Here is an 18,852-nt window from a genome sequence, read left to right on the forward strand (position 1 = left end):
TTTGTGAAGAATTTTAATAAGAGGTGATTTATGGACAAAAAAATAGAAAAAGTTCTAGAGATCTTTAAAAAGATAAACAGTATTCCAAGAAAATCTAAGAATGAAGAGGCTATCTCTAACTGGCTAGTAGAGTGGGCAAAGAGTAACAGCTTTAAGGTTGTTAGGGATGATTTTTTAGATGTTTTAATAACAGTCCCGGCAAGTAAGGGGTATGAGGATAGACCCACAATAGTATTCCAGGGACATATGGATATGGTCTGTGAAAAAATACCAGAGTCTAACCATGATTTTTCAAAAGATCCAATAGAAATGTATATAGATGGGGACTGGTTAAAGGCTAGGGAGACATCTCTAGGTGCGGATAACGGTATAGCCCTTGCACTAGCAATAGCCATTGCTGAGGATAAGGATGTAAAACACCCAGAGTTAGAACTTCTTTTTACAGTTGATGAAGAGACTGGATTAACAGGAGCTGTAAATTTAAAGGCTAACTGGGTACAGGGTAAAAAACTTATAAACATTGATTCTGAGGATGAAGGGGTATTTACTATTGGTTGTGCCGGAGGACGAGATGCTAAAATAGAACTCTCCTCTCCACTGGTTGAAAATTATAAATACGACACATCTTTAATTGTTGAAGTTGGGGGATTAAGTGGGGGGCACTCCGGGGTTGATATTCACCTAGAGAAGGCAAATTCAAATATTCTGTTAACTAGACTTTTAAAGGAGATATCCTATAAAGGTATAGGTTTTAAACTAGCTGAATTAAATGGAGGAAGTGCTCATAACGCAATATCAAGGTCTAGTAGGGCACATATTGCTATAAACAGTTGTGATATTGTTACAATTAAAGAGATCTTAAACAGTAAATTAAAACTAATGAAAAGTGAATTTATTGTTACTGACCCAAATATGAAGTTAAGTATAACCGAGTCTACAAAACTGGAAAAAGTTAGGGATAAAAAAGTTCTAGATCTAATTTTAGCACTACCACATGGAGTTATGTATAACTCATCACAAATGGAGGGTATTGTAGAGACATCTTGTAACTTAGCTGTTATCTCAACCGCTGAAAACTGCTTTAAAATTTTAATGAGCCAAAGAAGCTCTGTAATGTCCAGATTAGATGAGATCTGTAACAAAATAGATTCAGTAGTTAAACTTTCAAGTGGAGGTGTAGAGTTTGGGGGAGGTTACCCTGCATGGCAACCTGATTTTAAATCTACGATATTAAAAGAGTTAAAGGATTGTTATATTAACATTTTTAATAAAGAACCAAAAATTGAAGTTATCCATGCTGGTTTAGAGTGTGGTGTTATAGGTGCTAAATATCCAGGTATGGAGATGATCTCTATTGGTCCAACAATTAAACATCCTCATAGTCCAGATGAAAAACTACATATTCCTTCAATAGGAGATATTTGGTTATTATTAGTTAGGTATTTATCTATTTAATTTATATTTACCCTTAACAGGGTAAATGTAGCTTTGTGATAAAAAATCAATTGTTTTAATACCTTTTAGGGTGTAGTATCGAGGTGTCTGTTTAGGAGGTTTTTATGAAAATTCGAAGTCAGATGCTAACTAGTATGCTCGCAATAATCTTTATTTTTATTGTCTCAATTATTGTAAATGTTAAGAACTCCAATGATCTACAAGCTCTTGCAAAAACATCCTCCATATCCTACGAATTATCAAATGCATTTTTAAATTTATATAATAATAGTTTAACTTTTAAGGTTGAGCAAAAAGCTGTAGAGCTTCATTATGAAAGTTTTACCAGTGGTAAAAAAAAGTTTGAAACTGTTTTAGATAAATTTAACAACGCCCCAGGAAAGAGACTCTTGAATATAGAGTTTCAGGAAAGGTGGGATAATATTAATAAGTTATGGAATCATACAGAGAAGAGTCTAGATACAATAATTAACGCCTTAGATGGTATGGATAATAAACCTATAGCCTTTCTTTTTGATACCCGTTCATTTAATGAGATAATGTCTGATACATCTTTATTTTTAAAAAGTGAGAAGTACCGTTCTGACTATACCAGTGTTCGTGCAATAGATACAGCTCTTGTCTCTATGGGTTCCACATCGGATATACTTACTACAGCCCTTCAACATACAAGGGATAATCTTGGTGCTGTTGTGGAAGAGAAGGAGAAAATAAACGGTTATATAGTTCTTATATCAACACTTATTTCAACACTTTTTGCCCTACTGTTTGCTGGGGTTTTTAGTAGAAGCATCTCAAATAAGATCGGAAAGTTAAAAAAAATCCTGCACCAGATCTCAACTAAAAATTTAGCAGTTGAAATTGATTTAAACTCCAAGGACGAGTTTAACGAGCTAGGGCAATATACAAAAGAGTTAATAATTTCTCTACAGGGATTTATTAAAACCGCAGGGGACTCTGTAGATAAGGTAATGGAGAGTAAAGATGTAATAAATGACGGAACAAGGGAGTCTGCTAAATCATTAAACAGCATTAATAACAGTATTAATGAAATTACCTCCAGGTTTTCAACATTGGATAAAAATATTGAAACTTCATCCCTAGATATATCTAATATGGATGATGAAGTTGTTAAAATAGTAAACAACATAAATGCTCAATCAGAAGCCGTTGCTTCAAGTTCTTCTGCAATTGAGGAGATGACTGCATCTGTAAGCCAAATAGCAAACCTAACCTCAAAAAAACAGGAGAGTACAAATGGTTTATTAAAAGTTGTGGCAACTGGTGGAGTCTCTGTTGAAAATACCTTAGAGAATATCCAGAAAGTAAATAGCGAGATTGACCTTGTTAAAGGTTTGGTTGAGGTTATTAAAAATGTAGCAGATCAGACTAATATTTTGTCTATGAATGCCGCTATAGAGAGTGCTCATGCAGGAGATGCAGGTAAGGGATTCTCTGTTGTTGCAGATGAAATTCGATCCTTAGCAGAGTATACATCAAATAATGTAGAGGCTATAAACTCTGCAATTAAATCAATATCATTAAAGATTGAGTCTTCATTAAAAGCAAGTGAAGAGAGTTCCGTGGTTTTTGAGCAGATAAACAGGGATGTTAATGACTTCTCATCTGCCATGGCAGAGATATCATCTTCAATAGAGGAGTTAGCTGCTGGAAATAGTGAGATTCTAAACTCAACAAATAGGGTGTCATCCTTAAATAGTGAAGTTTATGAAGGTGCAGGTAAAATTAAAGAGCAGTCTGGTATGATTGAGTCCTCTATGCACTCTATTCAGTCTGTATCTAGGGATGTAAATGAAACTATTCAAGGTATATCTAGGGGAACAAACTCAGTACTAGAGTCATTTTCCGGCATAAACGATATCTCCGAAGAGAGTGGTGAACAGATTAAAGATCTATTTAAAAGGATGAATGAGTATAATCTAGAGAGTTAAGTTAGGGATACCACCCTTTTAATCCTCTTGCTATTTGCAATAACTTGATATTTTTTATTAATAACATTGCTAGATGTTTTAACCTTTACCTCTAAGTCTATTATATACTCCCTGTCTCCTTTAACTTCCACAAGGGAGCCATCCTTAGGGATGTAACATTTTTCCACATCCCTATCCATTTTGTAGAATATTTTTCTAAGGTCAAACCTTATTATCTCCTTAATTCCAAAGAGCCTTGAATGGTTTTTATATAGCTTCTTTGTAGATATTTTTACATGTTTTTTATAGTGTATTAAATCAACTATTATATCTTGGGTAGGATCATCACTCTTTCTAGGAAATGTTACCTTCTCCATTGACCGGCCACACTTTCGTCTGTTTATTGGGCTTATTACTGTTTTTACCCTGTCTGCAAAAACTAAACTAACTCTTTTTATAAATATTGATTTAAAAATATCCTTAAAACGATCTTTTATAGAGTAGATTAACATGGCCCCGATAAAAAAATATAAACCATCACTACCTATAAGGTTTCTAAATATCAATGTTATAGAACCGGCTACAAGCATAGCTAAGGCTGCTGCTGAACCAAGAAAAATATGGCTTAAGCCCCTTTGGGTTTTAGAGTCCTCCATATTTATATACATTATGCTCTCAGCCCACTTTTTTAATAGGTGTTCCTTATATATAAACTTTGAGTTACTATTTTCATCAGCTTTTGTAACACTTTTATAACCCCTAGACTCTCTAAATTCCCTCTGTCTAATTATCTCTTCTAGGGCTATATCCTCAAAGAGTTTATCCATTAGGTATATTCTGTACAGCGTTTTTTCTATACGAATACTTATTCCCTCAATAGCCATGTTATATATATTTTTTAGCTCATTAGGTGCTTTTATTGATAGATGAACCAGATTTTCTAGAACACTGTTAAAGCTAACGATTCTTCTCTTTATTATCTCATCCCAATCCTTTGTTTTATTATAAAATAGGTTTGATTTTGTTATTTTTTTACATTGAAATTTAAATGTATTTACTAAGGTTTTTAGTTCGTACTCAATCTCCTCTAAATTCTCAGCCCTTGGATCTATTTTTAGTAATCTAGCCAGTGGATTTAGAGGGTAATTTAGGTCGGCTAATTGTTCAAGACTTATATATGGGGCGTTGTATCTTGTATAAGTTGTAATCTCATTAAAAAAAGCTTCTGGGGAGTACCCTCCATTATTTAGGCTTTTAGGAATGTTAAATAGAATCTCAATATCATATATCTCACTCCTCTTGTCACTTTTTATGTCAAAATAGTTTGAAAACTCTATCTGTTTATTTCCATGTTTCTTTATCATAAATTGAAATAATCCTTTGCTATTGTTAAGTCGATATTTTGTTTATTTATATAACCTTTTTGAAGTTTAGAGACAGTGGGGTTAGCTATATTGAACTGGATATTTTCACAGCTCCTTATTGGTAAAATCCCTGGAGATGTCCCTGTAATTATTAAGCTATCAAACTCTTTTAGGCTATTTTTTGTAATAACTCTCTCAATAACAGGGATTCCCTCTTCTCTGCATACTAAAAAAATCATCTCCCTAGTTATTCCTTGTAAAGAGCTGCTAAGTGGAGAGGTTATTACCCTGCCGTCCTTATCTATACATAAAAAGTTAGAACGACTACCTTCGGTTATCCCACCAATTTTATTCTCTAAGAGTATGTCATAAAAGCCATTTTCACTACATATTTTATCGGATATACTACGTAATTCTAAATTTTCCCGTTTAATTAGTGGAGTATCTCTTTCTAAATCGACTATACCCAATGTTCCACCTTTAATGTAGGAATCTTTGTTAGGAGTTCTGGATTGAACTAGATCAATTGTAAAAATACTACTCTCTAAATTAAAAGTTATTTTAATATTCTTACCCTTTGATTCTGGTAGTTTCGATAAAATAAGGGGTTTTACAATGTCTAACATCTTTTCATAATCAAGTTGTATATAGTTATTTATTGATCTATGTAATCTCTCCATATGTTGGAAAAAGAATATTGGGAGATTATCCATTGTAGCCATAACTTCATAAATATTAATCATACTTTATTCTAGATTAAATATGATGTAATATAAAGTATGATTTATAAAACAGAAATTAAAGTAAGACACTATGAGTGTGATGCCTATGGCCATGTAAATAACGCCAATTATCTAAACTATTTAGAGCATGCTAGATCCGAGTTCTTAAAACAAATAGGATTTGATTATGCCAGTTTTGTTGCAGAGGGTTACGGAGTATATGTTGTAAAGATTTCAATATCATATAAGAGTTCTGCACTACCTGAGGATGCACTAGATATTTTTACAAAGGTTACAGAGAGGAAAAAAGCTAGTGGAGTTTTTTATCAGGAGATTAAAAGAGGGGAAACGCTTATCTGTGTAGCAGAGGTTACATGGGCCTCTATTGGTAAAAGTGGTAGAATGGCTCCAATCCCAAAAGAGTGGGATGTCCCAGGTCTTAATGTATAGATGAAGAAAATTTTTGAATTACTTAGAAGCTTAATAATTAAGTTTTTTGATGATAGTTGTTTAGTTAGGGCTTCAGGTCTGGCCTATAGTACTCTTTTAGCTATGGTTCCCTTTATTACAATTATCTATGCCTTTGGTGGTTTTGATACTCTAGGTAGAAGCATAGAAACTGTCCTTCTTAAGGCTATTATACCCACCCAACACCAGGCTATAAGCCAGGCATTAGATGGTTTTACAAGGAATTCCCTTGCAACAGGAACCCTAGGAATGTTCTTTTTTCTTCTAACCTCTATCTTTCTAATAAATACTATAGCTAGAAATGTTGATTCAATTTGGGGTATTACTTCAACTGTTAACTTTTTTAGGCGTTACGCCACTTATACCGCAATTCTAGTTTTTGGAAGTCTACTTCTTGGTATAAGTACATCTATCTCCGGTACCATAGAGAACTATGTTCTCTCAGTAGGTATTAAGGAGATGAGTAGTTATAATGAGTTTTTAAAATTAATACTTCCATTTGTTTTAACCCTTTTTATATTTTTTATTATGTTAATAGTTATACCCTCTGGAAAGGTTAAGTTTAAGTCAGCAGCAATAGGGGCGCTAACTTCAGCAGTACTATTTGAAATTGTAAAAAAAATATTTACTTATTGGGTTTTAAACTCGGTTAGAAACTCTTTAATTTATGGTTCTGTAGCCATTATTCCAATATTCTTAGTAGGGCTCTACCTTTTTTGGTTAATTGTATTAATTGGTGTTGAAATATCATTTTTAATACAAAATCAAGATAGTCCATTAAGGGGTAATATATTAGAACTTAATATGGAGGAGCGGATAGTTCTAGGATTAGATCTCTTTTTAGTAATTGCCAAATCCTATACTTGTAAGGGGGGTGGGGGTGTTACACTTAAAGATTTAGAGAAATCAACCTCCCTCTCATACAATATTGTAAATCCATTTATAGCCAACTTTTTAAAGAACGGGTTAATACTAAAAATACATAGTAATAAGGGTGGATTTATTCCCTCTAGATCCCTAGACCAGATCTCCTTATCTGACATTGTTTCTGCAATATACGGAGGTAAGTCTAATGTTAATGCAGTGGATTCTATCTCCTTGGAAAATGGGAAGAAGTTCAGTCTTGGGGGTTATGATTCACTAAGTAAAGAGTCCCTATTATCACTAATAAGAGGAGAATAAAAAAAATGAAAGTTCCTAGGTATCACTCTATATCCTTTCTAATTCTACCATTTATAATCTACTTAGCCTTAAATTTTTCCCTTGTAGGTACAGTCTTTTTAAAGGAGATTATCACCTATACATCTATTGTTATTCCTAACTTAGAGTTAGAAGAACCTAATTTACAGTTAACAAAAGAGGATCTTATTAAACAAAGGTATGCTAAAGATTTCTCAGTAACCCTTGTGGTTATAGGTTTTAGTGTAGCCCTTTTTAATCTCCCTTTTAAAATTTTCTTCTTTAAAAAGAGACGAAAAAAACAACCTAAACCCTTGGAGAGTAGATATACAAAGTTATTAATAAACTTCTCCCCAGAGATAATTACAACTATTGTTCTCTTGGGAACTATCTACATTCACTACTCTATATTTCATACTTTTAAGCAAGCCCCAGATAATAATTTTTTTAGTGGGGCTATGAATAATATATTTATAGTATCCGTATTTACCTCAACCCTTGTTGTTATTTTAGTATACTTTGGACAGAAGTTTAGGGTTCAGACAAAGTATATTCAACATGTTTTTTCTAAGGAGAGGTTAACAGAAAAACCGACTGGTTTTAATTTCCCTGGTTTAAGGGGGCGGTTTTTTATAACTACAATTTTTATAACCTTTATCCCCCTAATAATTGTTATGTTTTATGTTATATCAAGCTTTAAAACCGTAAGCTCTATCTCTGCTCTTTCCAATGTAGAGTTTAATTTTTTGTTTAAGGATTGGATAGAGTTAATATCTATGTTTACCCAGGAAGACCCTAAAAGTTTAATTTTAACTGCCTTAGATGGTGGTCCAGCCCCATATATTGATACCTTTGGTGTCTTTCAGCTCTTTTTAGGTATAATTCCAGGGCTGTTTTTCTCTCTAATTTATATTTTTAAAATAGTTAGCTGGAGTAATTACTCAATACTTAAACCAATTAATGAGCTTTTAGTCTCAATGAAAAGTGTCTCAAAGGGTAACCTTGACTCCTATACAATTGTAAGATCTAGGGAGGAGACAGGGCAACTATCCTATGGATTTAATCAGATGCTTAATGGCTTAAAAGAGAGAGAGAGGATAAAATCCCTATTTGGTCAGTATCTCTCTGCAGAGATTTCAGAGGAGATTATAAAGGGTAATGTCGATCTTAATGGAAGTATGTATAAGGCTACAATACTCTTTGCAGATATTAGGGGATTCACAACCCTATCCGAATCTATAACTCCCCATGAGACAATCAGCTTTTTAAATGAGTATTACAATGTAATTATTGATGTTATACAGAAGTATGGTGGAATAATAGATAAATTTATGGGGGATGGTATTCTTGTGCTTTTTGGTGTTCCCATAACTTCAAAGGACCATGCGGATAGGGCTGTTAATGCCTCATTTGAGATCCACGAGAAACTAAAGCAGTTTAATAAAGATAGGGAGTCTGCAGGTCTTTTTACTGTTAAAATTGGTATTGGTATTCATACTGGGGATGTAATTGCTGGAAATGTAGGGAATTCAAATAAACTTGAGTACACAGTAATTGGTGATACTGTTAATATCGCATCGAGAATAGAGAGTTTAACAAAGAAATTTGAAACGGAACTTCTTATTGGTGAGAGTGTGTATGACAACCTCTCCCTTAATAATAAAAATAGGGAGAGGTTTCAAAAACTTGATGGGGTAATTTTAAGGGGTAAAAGAGTTAAGGTTAACCTATTAAAATTTATCCAGTAATTAACCTTTTTAATATCTGAATAAAGTTACTCTTTACACCCCTAGTTAAAATACCTATTTTAAAAAGTTTAGCTGAACCAAGTAGTACTAATATTAGGGATGTTAATAATATCGCAATGGAAATTACTATATTCATATTTCCTGGGCTGTCAATTAATAATCTTACACTCATTACAGATGATGAGGTAAAGGGTATATAACTTAAAACCCGAGCTAGTAATCCATTAGGGTTTGATATTATCCCTCCGCTAATAATCATCGGAGTCATTAACACTAGTTGTAGTGGTATTTGAACTTGACCTAGATTTTGTTCATTTTCAACATTTGCACCAATAGCTGCATATATAAAGAGATAAAAGAAGAATCCTAATATAAAATATAAGAATATAAAAAATAGGTTTATAGGTGTGAATATAGTTATGTTTATTCCTAAGTCCATCATTGGAATAACAAATTTACCAACCATGGTTGCCATAAGCATCCAAACAAAAAACTGCAGTAGTCCTGCAAGGCCAGCTCCTAGAACCTTACCTAATAGTATAATAAAAGGTTTTACGCTACTTAGTAGAATCTCAATAGTTTTATTTGTTCTCTCTCCTAAAATCGATCTTGCAACAGATAGTCCATAAATTAGGGAAGTCATCATTATTAGGATTGATATAACCATGCCTACAATCAAAACCGACTCATAACTTGAATCATCTACATCTCCATTGTCACTAACTTTTTTACTTAATATCCTTATCTCATCTAAAAGCCATTTACTATCTTTTTCCGAGATATCTAATTTCTCTAATTTTAATTTATATAGATAGTCATTTATAACATCCTTTATCTCATTAGAGTATTGAAAGTCAGTTCCTGTTGATGAGTAGTAGGTTAATGATTTTGTGGTAATCAAGTTTTTTGGTAGTATAACAAAACCCTTAACAACTTCATTTATTACTAGGTTCATTCCCTCTCTCTCAGAAGATACCCTTATAACCTTAAGGTCCTTATCTAGTAAGTCACTCTCTATCCTATTTAAAATAGTCTCATCCTCCATGGATTGTATGGCTATAACAGCATTACTCTCTGGCTCCGATGACTTAATAGCTATATAACTTGGAATAACAGTTATTGCACCAAACAGAATTGGCCCTAGAAAAGTCATAATGATAAACATTTTACCCTTTGTTATCTCTCTAAACTCATGCTTAAATATTATATATAGTTTTTTCATAATAGATCTTCTCCTATAGAACTAATAAACACCTTATGAAGGGATGGAACTATTCTCTCATATCTTTTTATAGATATTTTATCTATAATATTTCTTAAAAAGCTATCTGCTAGCTCTTCATCCTTTAGTTCTACTTCTACATATCTAGGATATTTTATTATTGACTCTACTTCCTCCAGCGCCTCAATAAAAGAACCATCTCCATCAAATTCTAGGGCTATCATCTTGTTACCAAATGAGCTCTTAATTTCAGATACAGAACCAGTAATAGCAGCTTCACCTCTGTTTAAAATCATAATATGGGAGCATATCTTCTCCGCCTGCTCCATAACATGGGTTGAAAAAATTATGGTTTTCCCTGCATCTTTTAATAGTAGTATCGCTCCACGAAGCTTATCCATACTTAATGGGTCTAGCCCACTAAAGGGTTCATCTAATATTATTATTTCAGGGTCATGAATTATTGATGTTATAAATTGAACTTTCTGGCTCATCCCTTTAGATAACTCTTCTGTCTTTTTATATCTCCAGTCATGTAGATCAAAATATGTTAACCACTTCTCTATTTCCATCTCTAGTTGCTCTATAGAGCGACCCTTTAACATACCAAAATAGGTAATAAATTCGGTGACTGTAGACTTTTTATACATCCCTCGCTCTTCTGGTAGATAACCTATCTTCTCGTTATCACTTGCTTTAAGCTTCTTTCCATCAAAGAGTATCTGTCCTGAATCTGGATCAAGGATATTCATTATCATCTTTATAGTTGTGGATTTTCCTGCACCATTTGGTCCTAACAATCCAAATATCTCCCCTGGTTTAATTGAAAAGGAGATATCTTTTACTGCTTGAACACTGTCATACTTTTTATTTAGTTTTTTTAGTTCTATCAAATCTGGCTCCATTTTTTATATGTAGTATAATATAAATTACCAAATATTATTTAAATGTCAAGGGGGTTTAGTTTATTTTAGGAATCTCCTTCCATGATGTGGTATATCTAGGGGATAGCATCTCCCTTTTCATAAACCATTTTGAGTTTTTACTCTTATTTAGGTTACAGGTAACAGTCCCATTTCCGTATTTTTTATTAATTTCATTTACGCTAGTTTGTATTTTCTTAAACCTGGGGTCCTTTAGGGTAAAAAGGTCTGGAGTAATCTCCTTTGATGTTCTTAAATCACTTAAAAGTACACTTGTTTTTTTATATAGATACCCCATCTTATATATCTGTTTAATTCCCATGTCAGCTGCTTTTATAAAGTCTGGGAGATAGTCTGAGTAATCCTCAAGGTCTATGGTTATAGAGTTACTATACTGTTTATCCTTGTTTCTAAATCTATTTGTAGTTAGATATATAGTTATTGATTTACCCTTTAGATTCTGTCTTGTCATTTTATTAAAAGCGTCGTGAACGTAACTTTTTGTAGCCTCAAGTAAATTCTCTAAATCTTTAATCGGTTCTCCAAAGCTTTTTGAACTCATAATAGCTCTGTTCTCTTTTACCTCTGTTTCAAACTCAATAGAGGGTCTACCCTCTAACTCCCACTTAGTTCTAAGAGAAACAATACTTAGGTGTTTTTTTATCCACCAATCATCTAATTGTATAAAGTCATAGGCTGTAAAAACATTTCGACTACGAAGAAAAAGTGAAATTTGTCTTCCAATACCCCATACATCCTCTATAGCAGTATCCCTTAGAATATCCTCTCTTATCTCCTCCCTAATCCAATATATTCCTTCTCTATTTTTTTTCCCAATATGATTTGCAATCTTAGCCAATGTTTTTGTCTGGGCTAATCCTATAGAAACTGTCATGCCTGTCCACTGTTTTATTTTAAGTCTAAGATTATAAGCCTCCTCTACAGGGTCAATAAAATCCCAGTTAGCAAAGGCCTCATCTATAGAGTAGATCTCTGTTTTATCTGTAGAGTCCATTATTATACTCATTATTCTTCTGGATATATCCCCATATAATGCGTAGTTTGAGGAGAATACTTCTACATTGTTCCTTTCAAATAGATCTTTTAATTTAAAAAGAGGTGTGCCCCGTGGTATCTTTAGCTTTTTAGCTTCGCTGCTCATGGCGACAATGCAACCATCGTTATTAGACAGGACTACCACAGGTCGATCTCTTAAGTCTGGGCGGAAAATTTTCTCACATGAAGCGTAAAATGAGTTGCAGTCGATTAGGGATATCGGCACTACTTATCCCCTCTAAAGTTATGTATTGTAAAAGTTACCACCCCCCAAATTATAAAATCATCACTGGTAGTTATATCAATAATTGGGTAGTTAGGGTTTTCGGGGTATAAAAAAAAGTCGTTCCCTTTTTTTATAAACCTTTTTACTGTAAATTCTTTATCTAATGATGCTATAATAATATCATTAGATTTTGGAGTGATAGATCTATCTATAATCATAATGTCTCCAGGGAGAATGCCTGCATTTATCATAGAGTCACCTTGGGCTCTTACGGCGTAAGTTGCAGCTTTATTGTGTACAAGATATTTATTAAAGTCTAAGTCCGACTCTATATAATCTGTTGCAGGAGAAGGAAACCCTGCTTTTATGGTGTTCATGAATAGTGGTATCATATTTTAACTATACATCTGTATAGTAATATTTACAATCTGTTTGGAGTTTAAATGAGTAAAGATATAAGCAAAATAAGAATCCCTCTACTTGTTACAGGTATAGTTCTTTTTTTTATGTTGGCTATAAGTACATTCACCCAGGGAAATTTAGATGAGGATTATATTGGATTTCAACTCTTTCGCAACAACCTAACTGTAAATAACATTTCTATAAGAGTTGGGGATAAAGATAATTTAGACTATGTTATGAACCAATTAGATTTAAGTTTTTATCTCTTTAAGGATTCTGCATTTTTCTACTTATATAGGCTTGTAGATAAGGATTATGACCTAATATTAACCTCCTTAGAGGAGGAGTGGAAAACCATTTTTTATCAATATTTTAGGTCAGAGGTAATTGATTTTGATATATTGAATAGCAGTTTGGATAAATTATTAGGCTATGTTGATATTGTTAATGGGGTTCTTACAACAGTTGGTCATAATTGGAGAATCTTTTATAAGGTTTTATTAAGTCTAAACTTAGTGATTTTTATTCTTCTACTAATCGCTTTTTACCATTTAAGCAGTGGGAATTTAAACAATAATTCCAATGGGATAATGAGTGTAAGAAATGCTCTTATTGAGGGACAGGAGCAGGAGAGACTAAGAATCTCCCTTGAGTTACACGATAAGGTTGCCCAGGATCTATTTGCATGTAGAATGTTAATAAAGGATATATCTTCATCTAGCAAGGATGAGATGCTCCTATCGTCAATAAAAAAGTCACTATCCCTATTAGATACTTCAATTAAAGAGGTAAGGGATATGTCCTATACCCTAAGACCTCCTGCCCTTCAAGCTATTGGTTTAGATAGTGCCATACAGAGTTATGTAGATAATTTTTCTGGAAAAATAGATACCCCTATAAGTTTTAAGGCTGTAGGTTTGGTTAATAAAAATATTGATGAAACTGTTAGCATAAACCTCTATAGAATACTACAAGAGACACTAAATAATACTGCTAAACACGCCCATGCAGAAAATATTGATATTAAACTAATATATACCTATCCATATCTCCTTCTAAAAATTGAAGATGATGGTGTTGGTTTTAAATATGTTAAATCTGAGAGTAAGGTTCGTGGGCGAAATAAACTAGGGCTTCCAGGAATAAAAGAGAGGGTATCTCTTTTAGGTGGAGAGTTAATTATAAATACAGATAAAGGAGAAGGAACTAAAATTCTAATTAAAGTTCCTGTTGTTGGAAATGAAAAAGTGTAATGTAATGTTAGTGGATGATCATCCTTTTTTAAGAGCAGGTCTCCGGGAAGTTATTAAAGAGAAAGATAATTACGAGGTTGTAGCTGAAGCTTCAAATATAAGCGAAGCTATGGAAGAGTTTAATGAAAAACTTCCAGATGTTGTCGTTCTAGATATAAACCTAGGAGCAGAGTCAGGATTAGACCTTATACAGCCTTTTAAAGATATGAAAAGTGATGTAGGCATCTTAGTTCTAAGTATGTACGAAGATTATGAATACCTAAGAAAAGCCTTTACTGCCGGAGCAAACGGTTATGTTGTTAAGGGGTCTGAGACCGATATTGTACTCTCTGGAATATCTGTAGTCTCATCTGGAGAAACATTTTTAGGACCTAAGATGGCAGGAATTCTAGTAAAGAGAGTTCTGGAGAAGGGGAATATTCCCTCCTCTGAAGAGGAGAATGATCGTTATGACTCCTTAACGGATAGGGAGCAGCAAATCTTTAGACTTCTTGTAAATGGTCTTACATCGAAACAGATTGGTAAAGAGTTATTTATTAGTTCAAAAACTGTAGATAATCATAAGAGTAAAATTATGAGCAAACTAGAGGTCCACAACTCTGTAGGGCTATTTAGATTTGCTACAAAAATAGGGTTATTGGATAGTTAATGTGTTAGAACCAAAAAAAGAGTCACTTATAATATATAAAGGTCAACCTGGGAAAATAGTTAATGTTGATAAAAAAATTGATATAAAATTAGCTGATGGTAGTGGAAAAAAAGTAAGGGAGAAAGACTTTACCCTACTCCATCCGGGACCTGTAAAGTCCCTTAACATCCCTAGTTTAGATTGTAATATAGAGGAGGTTTGGACTCTATTGCAGGGGGAGAGTGTTTCACTTTTTGATTTAGCAGAGTTTCTTTATGGAGATTCTGATTTAAACTCAGTTTATAACGCCTATCTCCACCTGGAGGAAAATCTTTATTTTTCAGGTTCTCTAGAAGAGATAATATGCAACTCAAAAGAGTTTATAGAAGAGGTTCAGGAGAGGGAGCTTCTAAAGTCTCAAAAAGCTGAAGAGTATAATAGCTCATTAAAACGTCTCTCTATGGGGACTTGGATTGAAGAAGATGAAAATGCATTACGAGAGATTGAAGGAGTTGTTTTAGAACAACGTAGTGGAAGTAAGATATTAAAAAGTCTAGGGATTAAAGAGAGCCCTGAGAGTGCCCATAAATTCCTAATTAAAATTGGTTATTGGACTATAGAGAATAACCCCTTCCCTGGAAGGCTAGGAGTATCTCTTAAGTCAACTGTTAAGAAGGATGATTTTATTTTATCTAAAAATAGTCTAGATCTTACCCATTTAAAATCCTATGCGATTGATGATGAGGGCAGTACGGACCCAGATGATGCTATCTCTTTAGAGAATGGAAATAGGGTATGGGTTCATATTACAGATGTAGCATCTCTTATTCCAAATGGTTCAAACGGGGATATAGATGCTTCTTCAAAGGGGTCAAACCTCTACCTACCCACAGAGACAGTACATATGTTACCAAAGGAGGTAACTGATATACAGGCACTCGGCTCCTTAGAAGGGAATAATGCTATATCATATATGGTGGAGTTTGATGAAGATTATAACATAATAAATAGGGAGGTTCATCTTACTCTAGTTAAGGTCTCAAGGTTGTCTTATAGTGAGGTTGAGAGTCAAAGAGAGTCTGAAGATTTTAAACCTCTCTATAATTTAGCCCACAAGTTAAAAGATAAGAGGGAGGCTAATGGAGCTCTAACAATCTCTCTGCCTGAGGTTAAAATGAGGGTTGATGATAAGGGGAATATTGATATAAAACCAATTGGAGGGATAGAGAGTCGTAATATTGTTAGTGAATTTATGTTATTAGCAGGGGAGACTGCGGCAATCTTCTGTAGGGATAACAGTATTCCAATACCCTATGCAACCCAACAACCTCCCGAGGCAAAGGGAGCTCCGGAGAACAACTTAGCTTCTATGTTTATATGGAGGCGGAAGTTTAAAAGGGGTGAAACAAAGTATAGTCCTGAACCCCATGCAGGGCTTGGTCTACAGCTATATACAAGGGCTACTAGTCCTTTAAGAAGATATTCCGACCTAGTTGTTAATCAGCAGATAAGAAGCTTTTTATTAGGAGAGAGTTGTATGACACAGGATGAGGTCCTGCTTAAAGTATCCCCATCTATTGAGTCGATGAAGAGACTCTCTGTATGTGAAAGGTTGTCAAACTATCACTGGAAATTGGTCTATTTAAGCAGGTTTAAGGATAGTATATATGTTGGTACTTTTGTGGAGAAGAAGGATAAGGGGGTAGGGGTTCTGCTAATTGAGGATCTAGCCTTAGAGGTGACAATTCCAATGAACGAGTTTCCTGAATTAAACAGTAAAGTGAATCTGAAAATAAAAAAGATAGATGTACCAGCTGGAGTTGTTACTTTTCAGAGTTGTTAAAAAATACCTTTACATGGTCCGGGAGGTAGTGTATATGCTTTTTATAGTTATCTCGAATCTCTGTAGCACTAATTGGAGTTATCTCCCTCTTATGGTCGAATTTAAGATGTTTCACTCCAAGGTAGTCAGCTAGAGTATCTCCATAAGTTTCAGATGAGATAATAGAGTCTAGGTTTGGATACTCTTCCTTTACAAATTTGCACCATGCAGAAGTTCTGTCTCTCTGGGGGAGTGCATTTATATTGTCTCTATATGTAACATCAACACTAATGTTTTTATACTCTTTGTAATGCTCTAATAACCATGAATACCGTAACTCCGCTTCTATAGGATCATCTTTAGAAGCTACAAGTAGTAGAGTTATTTTTTTACAGTATTTTAGGCCATAATCAATTAAATTAAGGTGTCCTGTATGTAAGGGCATAAATTTTCCAATTATTATCCCATTATTGTAGCAATTATCCGTCTTGATCCCCCACTATTTCTATGTTCTCCAAGGTATATCCCTTGCCATGTCCCAAGGTTTAACTTCCCGTTTGTAATTGGGATGGATATATTTGTACCTATTATAGATGTTTTTATATGGGCAGGCATATCATCATCCCCTTCATAGTTATGTTCAAAATATTGGGTAGGCTCTTTTATTAACTTATTAAAAAAATTCTCCATATCCCGCCTAACTTCAGGAGCAGCACACTCATTTATAGATATAGAAGCTGATGTATGTTTAATATGAAGATTAATTATTCCATATTTAAAATTTGATATTTCAAAAAGGGAGGATACTATTTCATCTGTAATCAGATGGAATCCCCGGGGTTTTGGTCTTAAAGTGATCTCTTTTTGTATTATACTCATTACAATTAACGCCTTAAATAGGATAACTCTTTAGGAAGTACAATATTATTTCCAAACTTATCTTCACCGTAACCATTCTCAGCTAAAATTTTAATATCCTCTAATACTCTAACATCCCCTTCAAAACAAACCTCTTGGTCTGACTTAATATCTAGGGTTCCTGTTGCTAGGTGATGGGTTATTGCTCTTTTAGCATATGCTGCGATCTTCTCCCCATGGATTGGAGGCAGATCTTCAAAGGAGAAGGATTTATTGTATAGGGTAATATCATTATTCTCCATTAACTGAATATAAACAGCACTAATAGCCTCTCTTAGCTTTACAGAGTCAAGCTCAACACTGTTTTTTTCTTTAATAAGCTTCATATTGTTAACAACTCTAGTTATCATAAATCTCTTTTGAGCATTTATCACTTCATTTGCTCTAAAAAGTTCCAGAGGTATTGCTGCATTATAGGTTTTATCATCCATTATCATCTTTATCTCAGTACCATAGTGAATAACAATTTTGGCTATTAAAGTTGAAGGTCTTACATGGAAGCCTCTATAATTAGGGATATTAACCTTAATTTTTCCTCTTTTTTCATAGTTTATCAATGTCTCTTTACACAGCCTTTGGGCTTTCTGAGTAAAAACAAGAGCATTCGCTATAAATGTGTCAATGATTAGAGTTACTAGATCAAGGTCAGATACAGGTTGAACTACCGATGTTAAAAGAGAAGGTTTAAAATATGCAGCGTGTCTCTCTATATAGTGGGAACATTTAGTACCTATATCAAGTAGATGATAAATAACTGATATGTAATTTTTTAAGCTAGGTAAGGTTTTGTCTGCATTAAGTTTTTGTGACTCTGAAAGGTAGGTATCAAATAAGGATTGTAGGCTATGAAATTTATTTTCAAACTGCATTAGTTTAGCCTCATCAAATACATCTGGAATCATTCCTAAATAATCTGACTTCTTGGTTTTTACAATCTTTTTTAATTGTCCAAAATCCTCCGCAATATTTAAAAAACTCGTAGCTAATGATACAGCGGCATGTTCCGCAGATTTAATAGATCTTTTTTTTCTATTTTTCTCAATAAATCCTAAGTCTGGATAGTCATTTTGAAAAGAACAATCAATAGGGCATACTTTTTGTACAACGCCAACTTTTTTAAATTGTGTAATACTGTTTTTACATGAGTTATACAGTGCTTTTTTTAAAACAGAATAAGCATCAACTATGCTCTCTTTAAACTCTATTTCATCCTTAAAAATACGTTTTTTAGGTAGTTGCTCAATTAATCTTGTACACTTAAAACAGCTTCCAGAGAAGGATTTTATTACAGCTACTGATTCCCTAACAGGAAACCACTGTTTATTGTGCAGGCATCCATAATAATCTAGGAAATCTTCAAGATGTCCTGCTTCCACTTTTAGTCTAGCTAAAAATAATTGAGAGTAAGCTTTTTTTGGTCCTTTTACCAGGACATGACTAATCAATACAAAAAATACCCTAGACTGTTGTTCCACTGCTTCTAAGTACTTCTTATAGTCTATCTCTGAATCCATAATTTAATATAACCCTATGAA

General features: G+C 33.6%; 17 protein-coding genes. 8 read left to right on the top strand and 9 right to left on the bottom strand.

Translation table 11 applies throughout. The features are described from left to right. The first annotated feature begins 30 nt into the window (after positions 1-30). Positions 31-1,455 carry an aminoacyl-histidine dipeptidase gene (locus tag EW093_RS10515; RefSeq protein WP_149568366.1) on the top strand — a complete coding sequence of 475 codons (1,425 nt, stop codon included), beginning with the start codon at positions 31-33 and terminating at the stop codon, positions 1,453-1,455. Positions 1,456-1,559: 104 nt separating this feature from the next. Further along, entirely contained in the window at positions 1,560-3,407 is a 1,848-nt protein-coding gene (locus EW093_RS10520) for a methyl-accepting chemotaxis protein (protein WP_149568367.1), read from the top strand. On the opposite strand, the gene EW093_RS10525 is transcribed toward EW093_RS10520, so the two are convergent. Together EW093_RS10525 and EW093_RS10530 are read right to left on the bottom strand one after the other, a co-directional pair. Next, entirely contained in the window at positions 3,404-4,750 is a 1,347-nt protein-coding gene (locus EW093_RS10525; RefSeq protein ID WP_149568368.1) for a hypothetical protein, read from the bottom strand. The genes EW093_RS10520 and EW093_RS10525 overlap by 4 nt on opposite strands. Beyond that, positions 4,747-5,493 (bottom strand): aminotransferase class IV, encoded by a 747-nt coding sequence (locus tag EW093_RS10530; protein WP_149568369.1) that lies wholly within the window; start codon positions 5,491-5,493, stop codon positions 4,747-4,749. Before EW093_RS10530 ends, EW093_RS10525 begins: the two co-directional genes overlap by 4 nt. A 36-nt stretch (positions 5,494-5,529) precedes the next feature. Between EW093_RS10530 and EW093_RS10535 the strand changes: the two genes are divergently transcribed. From EW093_RS10535 to EW093_RS10545, 3 genes are read left to right on the top strand one after another with little or no spacing between them, the layout of a single operon-like run. After that, the gene (locus EW093_RS10535; protein ID WP_149568370.1) at positions 5,530-5,922 is read left to right on the top strand and encodes an acyl-CoA thioesterase; all 393 of its coding nucleotides are present in this window, start codon (positions 5,530-5,532) and stop codon (positions 5,920-5,922) included. After that, a complete protein-coding gene (locus EW093_RS10540) occupies positions 5,923-7,122 on the top strand; it encodes a YihY family inner membrane protein (protein WP_149568371.1) in 1,200 nt (399 codons plus the stop codon). It begins immediately after the preceding gene. Positions 7,123-7,127: 5 nt separating this feature from the next. Continuing rightward, positions 7,128-8,867: an adenylate/guanylate cyclase domain-containing protein gene (locus tag EW093_RS10545; protein WP_149568372.1), complete on the top strand. Its 1,740-nt coding sequence runs from the start codon at positions 7,128-7,130 to the stop codon at positions 8,865-8,867. On the opposite strand, the gene EW093_RS10550 is transcribed toward EW093_RS10545, so the two are convergent. From EW093_RS10550 to EW093_RS10565, 4 genes are all read right to left on the bottom strand, one after another. Further along, positions 8,857-10,089 carry an ABC transporter permease gene (locus tag EW093_RS10550; RefSeq protein WP_149568373.1) on the bottom strand — a complete coding sequence of 411 codons (1,233 nt, stop codon included), beginning with the start codon at positions 10,087-10,089 and terminating at the stop codon, positions 8,857-8,859. The genes EW093_RS10545 and EW093_RS10550 overlap by 11 nt on opposite strands. Further along, positions 10,086-10,982, bottom strand: coding sequence for an ABC transporter ATP-binding protein (locus tag EW093_RS10555; protein ID WP_187759678.1), 897 nt, complete (start codon positions 10,980-10,982; stop codon positions 10,086-10,088). The genes EW093_RS10550 and EW093_RS10555 overlap by 4 nt, the downstream gene beginning before the upstream one ends. Before the next feature lie 67 nt (positions 10,983-11,049). Next, positions 11,050-12,294 (bottom strand): Y-family DNA polymerase, encoded by a 1,245-nt coding sequence (locus EW093_RS10560; RefSeq protein ID WP_149568375.1) that lies wholly within the window; start codon positions 12,292-12,294, stop codon positions 11,050-11,052. Then, positions 12,294-12,686 (bottom strand): LexA family protein, encoded by a 393-nt coding sequence (locus tag EW093_RS10565; RefSeq protein WP_149568376.1) that lies wholly within the window; start codon positions 12,684-12,686, stop codon positions 12,294-12,296. Before EW093_RS10565 ends, EW093_RS10560 begins: the two co-directional genes overlap by 1 nt. A gap of 51 nt (positions 12,687-12,737) precedes the next feature. Between EW093_RS10565 and EW093_RS10570 the strand changes: the two genes are divergently transcribed. From EW093_RS10570 to EW093_RS10580, 3 genes are read left to right on the top strand one after another with little or no spacing between them, the layout of a single operon-like run. Beyond that, positions 12,738-13,949, top strand: coding sequence for a sensor histidine kinase (locus EW093_RS10570; RefSeq protein WP_149568377.1), 1,212 nt, complete (start codon positions 12,738-12,740; stop codon positions 13,947-13,949). After that, entirely contained in the window at positions 13,936-14,598 is a 663-nt protein-coding gene (locus EW093_RS10575) for a response regulator (protein ID WP_149568378.1), read from the top strand. Before EW093_RS10570 ends, EW093_RS10575 begins: the two co-directional genes overlap by 14 nt. Position 14,599: 1 nt before the next feature. Then, positions 14,600-16,420: a ribonuclease catalytic domain-containing protein gene (locus EW093_RS10580; protein ID WP_149568379.1), complete on the top strand. Its 1,821-nt coding sequence runs from the start codon at positions 14,600-14,602 to the stop codon at positions 16,418-16,420. Here EW093_RS10580 and EW093_RS10585 read toward each other — a convergent pair. The 3 genes from EW093_RS10585 to EW093_RS10595 are packed head-to-tail and all read right to left on the bottom strand — an operon-like array spanning position 16,401 to position 18,831. Further along, positions 16,401-16,844: a nucleotidyl transferase family protein gene (locus EW093_RS10585; protein WP_149568380.1), complete on the bottom strand. Its 444-nt coding sequence runs from the start codon at positions 16,842-16,844 to the stop codon at positions 16,401-16,403. The genes EW093_RS10580 and EW093_RS10585 overlap by 20 nt on opposite strands. Positions 16,845-16,858: 14 nt before the next feature. Beyond that, positions 16,859-17,278 (bottom strand): secondary thiamine-phosphate synthase enzyme YjbQ, encoded by a 420-nt coding sequence (locus tag EW093_RS10590; RefSeq protein ID WP_149568381.1) that lies wholly within the window; start codon positions 17,276-17,278, stop codon positions 16,859-16,861. Positions 17,279-17,283: 5 nt separating this feature from the next. Beyond that, positions 17,284-18,831: an HPr family phosphocarrier protein gene (locus tag EW093_RS10595; RefSeq protein WP_149568382.1), complete on the bottom strand. Its 1,548-nt coding sequence runs from the start codon at positions 18,829-18,831 to the stop codon at positions 17,284-17,286. Between the last annotated feature and the right edge of the window lie 21 nt (positions 18,832-18,852).

The sequence above is a fragment of the Thiospirochaeta perfilievii genome, assembly GCF_008329945.1.
Lineage (GTDB): Bacteria > Spirochaetota > Spirochaetia > DSM-2461 > DSM-2461 > Thiospirochaeta > Thiospirochaeta perfilievii.

Excerpts from the sequence above, each read along its gene's own strand:
- EW093_RS10530 (WP_149568369.1), bottom strand. The coding sequence starts at position 5,493 with ATGATTAATATTTATGAAGTTATGGCTACAATGGATAATCTCCCAATA.
- EW093_RS10575 (WP_149568378.1), top strand. The coding sequence starts at position 13,936 with ATGAAAAAGTGTAATGTAATGTTAGTGGATGATCATCCTTTTTTAAGA.
- EW093_RS10545 (WP_149568372.1), top strand. The coding sequence starts at position 7,128 with ATGAAAGTTCCTAGGTATCACTCTATATCCTTTCTAATTCTACCATTT.
- EW093_RS10590 (WP_149568381.1), bottom strand. The coding sequence starts at position 17,278 with ATGAGTATAATACAAAAAGAGATCACTTTAAGACCAAAACCCCGGGGA.
- EW093_RS10525 (WP_149568368.1), bottom strand. The coding sequence starts at position 4,750 with ATGATAAAGAAACATGGAAATAAACAGATAGAGTTTTCAAACTATTTT.
- EW093_RS10535 (WP_149568370.1), top strand. The coding sequence starts at position 5,530 with ATGATTTATAAAACAGAAATTAAAGTAAGACACTATGAGTGTGATGCC.
- EW093_RS10585 (WP_149568380.1), bottom strand. The coding sequence starts at position 16,844 with ATGCCCTTACATACAGGACACCTTAATTTAATTGATTATGGCCTAAAA.
- EW093_RS10570 (WP_149568377.1), top strand. The coding sequence starts at position 12,738 with ATGAGTAAAGATATAAGCAAAATAAGAATCCCTCTACTTGTTACAGGT.
- EW093_RS10565 (WP_149568376.1), bottom strand. The coding sequence starts at position 12,686 with ATGATACCACTATTCATGAACACCATAAAAGCAGGGTTTCCTTCTCCT.
- EW093_RS10520 (WP_149568367.1), top strand. The coding sequence starts at position 1,560 with ATGAAAATTCGAAGTCAGATGCTAACTAGTATGCTCGCAATAATCTTT.
- EW093_RS10550 (WP_149568373.1), bottom strand. The coding sequence starts at position 10,089 with ATGAAAAAACTATATATAATATTTAAGCATGAGTTTAGAGAGATAACA.
- EW093_RS10595 (WP_149568382.1), bottom strand. The coding sequence starts at position 18,831 with ATGGATTCAGAGATAGACTATAAGAAGTACTTAGAAGCAGTGGAACAA.
- EW093_RS10540 (WP_149568371.1), top strand. The coding sequence starts at position 5,923 with ATGAAGAAAATTTTTGAATTACTTAGAAGCTTAATAATTAAGTTTTTT.
- EW093_RS10515 (WP_149568366.1), top strand. The coding sequence starts at position 31 with ATGGACAAAAAAATAGAAAAAGTTCTAGAGATCTTTAAAAAGATAAAC.